The sequence below is a fragment of the Pedobacter psychrodurus genome (assembly GCF_004331735.1).
In the GTDB taxonomy this organism is placed as follows: Bacteria; Bacteroidota; Bacteroidia; order Sphingobacteriales; family Sphingobacteriaceae; genus Pedobacter; species Pedobacter psychrodurus.
The window spans coordinates 224887-231308 of sequence record NZ_SJSO01000008.1; the positions used below are offsets into that span (position 1 = coordinate 224887).

Below are 6422 nucleotides of genomic sequence, written 5' to 3' on the forward strand. Positions count from 1 at the left end.
CGAATGGCGGGACTACAGCACCTATGAAACATTGCCCTTTCATTTCCCAAAAAGAAAAAATACTAAAGAATTGGAAATGGTTGGTTCTGTACTTTTCGCAAATCCTGTCCCGCTTTTGGTACGAGTTCCGATGAAGGATCGGAAACTCTCCCCGACAATCGGGTTTATTTAACCCAGGCTGCTACAGGAAACAGCGGTTTTTCATCCGCCAATAATAAAAATCGACTATTGTTAACTAAAGCAATTTCTTTCGGCTTGCCAATAGGCTCATAAAATTAATCGAACTCAGGTTAGTAGGTTAAATCGACAATTAACAAATTTATACCGTTAAACCAATGTTTATCCTTCAATTGCTTTCCAAAGCATATCTTTCAGTTCTAAAATATTCTTTTCGGCTACCGATGAAATAAATATAGATGGAATATTAGGCAAGTCCTGTTTCATTTCATCCATCAATTCTTCATCCAGCATATCTGATTTCGTAATAGCTAAAACGTGCGGTTTTTGCATTAATTCAGGATTATACGTTTCGAGTTCTCTTTTAAGGATTTCGTATTCTTCTTTAATACTTCTGCTTGTATCGGCCGGAACCATGAATAATAATACGGAGTTACGTTCAATGTGACGTAAGAAACGATATCCTAAACCTTTACCTTTTGATGCGCCTTCGATGATCCCAGGGATATCGGCCATTACAAAAGATTTTCCTCCCCTATAACTTACTATACCTAGGTTTGGAACAATAGTAGTAAAAGGATAATCGGCAATTTCTGGTTTAGCAGCAGAAACGACAGAAAGTAACGTAGATTTTCCCGCATTTGGGAAACCAACCAGGCCAACATCGGCTAAAACTTTTAGCTCTAAAATGTTCCAAACCTCTTTTCCTTGTTCGCCCGGTTGTGCAAAACGCGGAGTTTGTTGAACTGAATTTTTAAAATGTGCGTTACCTAAACCACCGCGACCACCTGCCGTTAAAATTTTGGTCTCGCCATCTTTGGTAATTTCAAAAAGTACCTCTCCTGTTTCTGCATCTTTGGCAATGGTGCCAAGTGGAACTTCGAGAATTTCATCAATCCCCTGTTTGCCAAATTTATGAGAACTTCCACCAGCACCACCATCTTCGGCAATGATGTGCTTGCGGTATTTAAGGTGTAATAATGTCCAGATATGAATACTACCTTTAACGATAATGTGGCCACCACGACCGCCATCACCACCATCGGGGCCACCCATTGATGTTAAAATATCACGATGCAAATGTGCCGAACCTGCCCCGCCCTTACCAGAACGGCAACAAATTTTTACATAATCTACGAAATTCGAACCCTGTGACATATTTTAATATTGAAATGTTTTACTATTGGAACGTTGAAATGATAGCTCCCTTAAAATTAAAGAGTTATAACGTTTTAACATTATAACTCTTTGTATGTTTTTGAAATATTATCAGATCTGAAAATTAATCCTGATCCGGTACCTTATACCTTATATTGATCAATTACAGCGCAAAGATCATTATATACTGTTTCTATTTCACCAATTCCGTTTACTTTATTCAACTTCCCTTGCTCTTCATAATAAGGCAATACATGAATGGTTTTATCAAAGTATTCTGAAATCCGTTTTTTCAATTTTTCAGCGTCGTCATCTGGACGGCCGCTAGTTTTATGGCGCTCAGCAATACGTTTTGTTAACTCGTCCTGATCAACATCTAAAGCAATAACGCCAGCAATTTTACTGCCTTTACGCTCTAAAAATAAATCAAGCTCTATTGCTTGTGGAACGGTACGTGGAAATCCATCAAACACAAATCCTTTAGCATCAGGATTTTTATCTACCTCTTCTTCAAGCATGGCAATTGTAAGGGCATCAGGAACCAATTCTCCATCAGCTAACAATTGACTCACTTTTTTTCCTAATTCGGTTTCTCCTTTAACGTGTGCTCTAAAAAGATCGCCTGTTGAAACGTGTACCAACTGATATTTTGCAATCAGCTTTTCAGATTGGGTGCCTTTACCCGCCCCTGGAGGGCCAAAGAGAACTAAATTAAGCATTCAAGTTGTTTAGGTTGTCTTCAAAATTAAAAAAGCCTTATTCCTATGGCTCTGTTAAAAGTAATATTCAAATCACTGATTAATAGGATTAGACATTGCTTACTTTCAAGGCTGCAAATATATAATTATTAATTTAGATGCCATTTAAAATTGGTAATTTATTTAAAAAAGGGCTATTTTAATGACATTTATCTCATTCTAAGAAGAATCTTGTGCCATTTTTATATTAAACAGAATTTTCTTCAAATACTAGGCGACATGGCCAAACGATCCTTTTACATTTTTATTAAATTTTACAAAAAATTTAAGTGTTCTTAACATTTGTGCAGTCAGGTGGAACCATCTATAAACAAAAAAGAGGATCTCAATAAATGAAATCCTCTTTTTCTGTGCACTTGTAGGGATTCGAACCCCAAACCTTCTCATCCGTAGTGAGATGCTCTATCCAATTGAGCTACAAATGCGTTTCCGTATCGTTAACGGACTGCAAAGGTATAATTTGATATTTTAATTTCCAATTAAAATTTAAAAAATCTCAAAATAATTCTTTGCAGAATAAGCTTTATGCGCTTAATGCATCATTAATTGCTTTGAAATCAGGCAAATCATGTGCATCTTCTAAAATCTCAGCATAAGCAATTTTTCCTTCTTCATCGACTACAAAAGCTGCTCTTTTCGAAACGCCCTTCAATCCGAACACGAATTCATCATAAAAAGCACCGTAAGCTGCCGACACTTCTTTGTTAAAATCAGATAATAATGGAAACTGATAACTTTGCACTTCTTTAAATTTAGCTAAAGAGAATGGGGAATCTACAGAAATACCGATTACCTGTGCATTTATTCCTTCATAATAGCTGAAGTTATCCCTCATGGTACATAATTGTTCCGTACATGTTCCGGTAAAAGCCATAGGAAAAAAGTGAATAATTACTTTTTTTCCTTTGAACGCAGAAAGTGAAATTTCTGCTAAATCAGAACTGTATAATTTAAAATCAGGGGCGGTATCGCCAACTTGTAATGCCATTTTTGTATTTTTTATGGGTTAAATATATTAATTGATTCAGTAGTTCATTGGCCATTTGTTCATTAGTATTGCATACACCCAATAAACTAATGACTAGTGAACTAATTATCTTTTTTCATCTGCTGATCTAAAATCGCCAAGCCTTCTTCAAAACTATGTGGCCGGTAATCTAGATCTTTAATGGTCTTATCCAACACAAAACCAGTTCTAATCGGCCTTTTAGCTGCTTGGTTTAAACTTGTTGAACTTATTTCGTTAATAAAAGATTGATCAAGGCCCCAATAATCGGCAACTTTTCGCACTAAATCTGCAATACTCATGTAATCTTTACCCGATACATGGTAAATTCCTTTTGCATTTTTTTCTACAGCCAACAAGCAGGCTTCTGCTAAATCTTCGGCCAAGGTGGGCATACGCCATTGATCGTTTACTACATTAATAGGCGATGCTTTTTCTAATGCCCCTTTGGCCCAAAGTACAATATTGCTCCGGCTCATATCATTGGTTATTCCATATACTAATATTGTTCTTAAGATTGCACAATTTGCTTTTGAGTTTTTCAACAGCTCTTCTGCCATTACTTTCGATTCACCGTAATAACTTACCGGATTAACTGCATCCTCTTCTTTATATGGCCCATCAGCTCCATCAAAAACAAAATCAGTACTTAAATGAATGAGCTGAATATTTTTTTCTTCGCAAAGCGATAGCAAATTCTGAACGGCATCTACATTCAATTGACGACAAAGTTCCTTATTTGCCTCGCAGGTATCAACATTGGTCATTGCTGCCGTATTAATAATCGCATCAGGCTTATGCCTTTCGATAACTGCCCTAACCTGCACTATATTTAGAATATCCATTTCTGCATATTCGTATCCATTTATAACTGGATAACGATTTTCGCCTTTAGATGTAGCCACTAGTTTTACTCTTTCCTCGGCAAGAACTTTTTCTGTTAATTTCTGTCCTAAAAGGCCGTTGCTGCCTGTTGTTAAAATGGTTTTCATATGCCGTATTTAGGCCTCTAAATTATCTATAAAAACCATGTTGAAAAAATTTATAATATATATTTAAAATTCAGTAAGAATAACTTAACTTTGCCAACCGAATTGGAGCCCCTACAAACAGCTTTAATTCATTGATTGTAATAAATTTACTCACAACAGATATGCCTAACTTAGGAAAAATAGCACAAATTATCGGCCCAGTGGTTGACGTTAGCTTTGCTGATGATGCCCATCTACCTAAAATTTTTGATGCGTTAGAGATAACGAAAGAAAATGGACAAAAAATTGTTTTAGAAGTTCAACAACACTTAGGTGAAGATCGCGTTCGCGCAATCTCAATGGACTCTACAGACGGTTTAGTTCGTGGAATGAAGGTTCTTGATACTGGTTCAGCAATTAAAATGCCAGTAGGCGACCAGATTAAAGGTCGTTTATTTAATGTAGTTGGTGAAGCGATTGACGGTATTACTGCTGTTGATAAAACAGATGGTCGTCCTATTCATGCAACCCCTCCTAAGTTTGAAGATTTATCTACCGAAACTGAGGTGCTTTTTACAGGTATTAAAGTAATCGATTTATTAGAGCCTTATGCAAAAGGTGGTAAAATTGGTTTGTTTGGTGGTGCTGGTGTAGGTAAAACAGTATTAATCATGGAGTTGGTAAACAACATCGCTAAAGCTTATGCTGGTTTATCAGTATTCGCAGGTGTTGGTGAGCGTACTCGTGAGGGTAACGATTTACTTCGTGAGTTTATCGAATCAGGAGTAATCAACTATGGCGACGAATTCTTACATTCAATGGAAAAAGGTGGATGGGATTTGAAAGCTGTTGATACTGAAAAATTAAAAGAATCTAAAGCAACATTGGTTTTCGGTCAAATGAACGAGCCTCCTGGTGCACGTGCACGTGTAGCATTATCAGGATTAACTGTTGCAGAATATTTCCGTGATGGTGATGGCGAAGGCGCTGGAAAAGATATCCTTTTCTTCGTTGATAACATCTTCCGTTTTACTCAGGCAGGTTCTGAGGTATCGGCTTTATTAGGTCGTATGCCATCAGCAGTAGGTTACCAACCAACATTGGCAACTGAGATGGGTTTAATGCAAGAACGTATTACTTCAACAAAACGTGGATCAATTACATCAGTACAAGCGGTATATGTACCAGCGGATGATTTAACTGACCCTGCACCGGCAACAACTTTTGCCCACTTAGATGCAACAACAGTACTTTCGCGTAAAATTGCCGAGTTAGGTATTTATCCTGCGGTAGATCCATTGGATTCTACTTCACGTATCCTTTCTCCAGCTGTTTTAGGTGATGAGCACTATAACACTGCACAACGAGTTAAAGAAACTTTACAACGTTACAAAGAACTACAAGATATCATCGCGATCTTAGGTATGGACGAATTATCTGAAGAAGATAAATTAGTCGTATCAAGAGCACGTCGTGTTCAACGTTTCTTATCGCAACCTTTCCACGTAGCAGAGCAATTTACAGGCTTAAAAGGTGTATTGGTTGACATTAAAGATACCATCAAAGGATTTAACATGATCATGGATGGTGAAGTTGATGAGTATCCAGAAGCTGCATTTAACTTGGTTGGTAGCATTGAAGATGCAATCGAAAAAGGAAAAAAATTATTAGCAGAAGCGAACTAAGAGACGTGAGACACTAGATATGAGATGTGAGAGAGACTTAGTCTCAAATCTCATATCTCACATCTCTAATCTAAAGAAAATGAATTTAGAAATATTAACTCCAGATAAAAAAGTTTTCGAAGGTGAAGTAACAGCAGTTACGGTTCCTGGTACTTTAGGTTCTTTCCAGATTTTAAAAGACCACGCCCCTATCATCTCTACTTTAGAAGACGGAGAAGTTATTATAAAAGCAAACAAAGCTGATGAGCAACGCTTTTTTATTAAAGGTGGTGTGGTTGAAGCTATCCACAACAAAATTGTGGTTTTAGCCGAAGGTATCGCTTAAGCAAAATAATTAACTCATTTAGAAAGCCTCCCGATTTAAGAATGAGGGCACTGAAAAAGTCTCTTTTTGAAAAGGGATAAAAGGAGTAGAAAACTAGTTTTTCTACTCCTTTTTTTGTATTTTAAGGTATATTATTACTGCTTTTAAGATGCTTCTTCAACAACAACAAATCCAGTTTAGTGAGTTTTCCAAGCTTTATGACCTAATTATTCCTAAGGAGAATTTACTTCGCAAGATTAGTGAGCTTATAGATTTTAGCTTTATCTATGATGAGCTAATGGGCAAGTACTGTCCGGACAACGGGCGTAACGCTGAGAGTCCGGTACGCATGTTTAAATATTT

The 6422-nt window shown here is 36.8% G+C and carries 6 protein-coding genes, 1 tRNA gene and 1 pseudogene; 3 read left to right on the top strand and 5 right to left on the bottom strand.

What is annotated here, in order from left to right:
- Nucleotides 1-339 precede the first annotated feature (339 nt).
- The 5 genes from obgE to EZ456_RS12610 all read right to left on the bottom strand — a co-directional run bounded on the left by obgE (nt 340) and on the right by EZ456_RS12610 (nt 4091).
- Complete coding sequence (gene obgE / locus EZ456_RS12590) at nt 340-1335, bottom strand: GTPase ObgE (RefSeq protein ID WP_131530635.1); 996 nt, start codon at nt 1333-1335, stop codon at nt 340-342.
- A 143-nt stretch (nt 1336-1478) separates the two neighbouring features.
- A complete protein-coding gene (locus EZ456_RS12595) occupies nt 1479-2054 on the bottom strand; it encodes an adenylate kinase (RefSeq protein WP_116251711.1) in 576 nt (191 codons plus the stop codon).
- Nucleotides 2055-2444: 390 nt separating this feature from the next.
- A tRNA-Arg gene (locus tag EZ456_RS12600) sits at nt 2445-2518 on the bottom strand.
- Nucleotides 2519-2616: 98 nt separating this feature from the next.
- On the bottom strand, nt 2617-3081 hold the full coding sequence (locus EZ456_RS12605) for a redoxin domain-containing protein (RefSeq protein WP_131530637.1): 465 nt from the start codon (nt 3079-3081) through the stop codon (nt 2617-2619).
- Nucleotides 3082-3182: 101 nt separating this feature from the next.
- Nucleotides 3183-4091 carry an SDR family oxidoreductase gene (locus EZ456_RS12610; RefSeq protein ID WP_131530639.1) on the bottom strand — a complete coding sequence of 303 codons (909 nt, stop codon included), beginning with the start codon at nt 4089-4091 and terminating at the stop codon, nt 3183-3185.
- 161 nt (nt 4092-4252) lie between these two features.
- Between EZ456_RS12610 and atpD the strand changes: the two genes are divergently transcribed.
- From atpD to EZ456_RS12625, 3 genes and pseudogenes are all read left to right on the top strand, one after another.
- Entirely contained in the window at nt 4253-5755 is a 1503-nt protein-coding gene (gene atpD / locus EZ456_RS12615) for a F0F1 ATP synthase subunit beta (protein WP_116251722.1), read from the top strand.
- Nucleotides 5756-5834: 79 nt separating this feature from the next.
- Nucleotides 5835-6080 (top strand): ATP synthase F1 subunit epsilon, encoded by a 246-nt coding sequence (gene atpC, locus EZ456_RS12620; protein WP_055912620.1) that lies wholly within the window; start codon nt 5835-5837, stop codon nt 6078-6080.
- Nucleotides 6081-6228: 148 nt separating this feature from the next.
- Nucleotides 6229-6422: pseudogene (locus tag EZ456_RS12625) on the top strand (IS5/IS1182 family transposase); the annotation flags it as partial.

Excerpts from the sequence above, each read along its gene's own strand:
- atpC (WP_055912620.1), top strand. The coding sequence starts at position 5,835 with ATGAATTTAGAAATATTAACTCCAGATAAAAAAGTTTTCGAAGGTGAA.
- obgE (WP_131530635.1), bottom strand. The coding sequence starts at position 1,335 with ATGTCACAGGGTTCGAATTTCGTAGATTATGTAAAAATTTGTTGCCGT.
- EZ456_RS12595 (WP_116251711.1), bottom strand. The coding sequence starts at position 2,054 with ATGCTTAATTTAGTTCTCTTTGGCCCTCCAGGGGCGGGTAAAGGCACC.
- EZ456_RS12605 (WP_131530637.1), bottom strand. The coding sequence starts at position 3,081 with ATGGCATTACAAGTTGGCGATACCGCCCCTGATTTTAAATTATACAGT.
- atpD (WP_116251722.1), top strand. The coding sequence starts at position 4,253 with ATGCCTAACTTAGGAAAAATAGCACAAATTATCGGCCCAGTGGTTGAC.
- EZ456_RS12610 (WP_131530639.1), bottom strand. The coding sequence starts at position 4,091 with ATGAAAACCATTTTAACAACAGGCAGCAACGGCCTTTTAGGACAGAAA.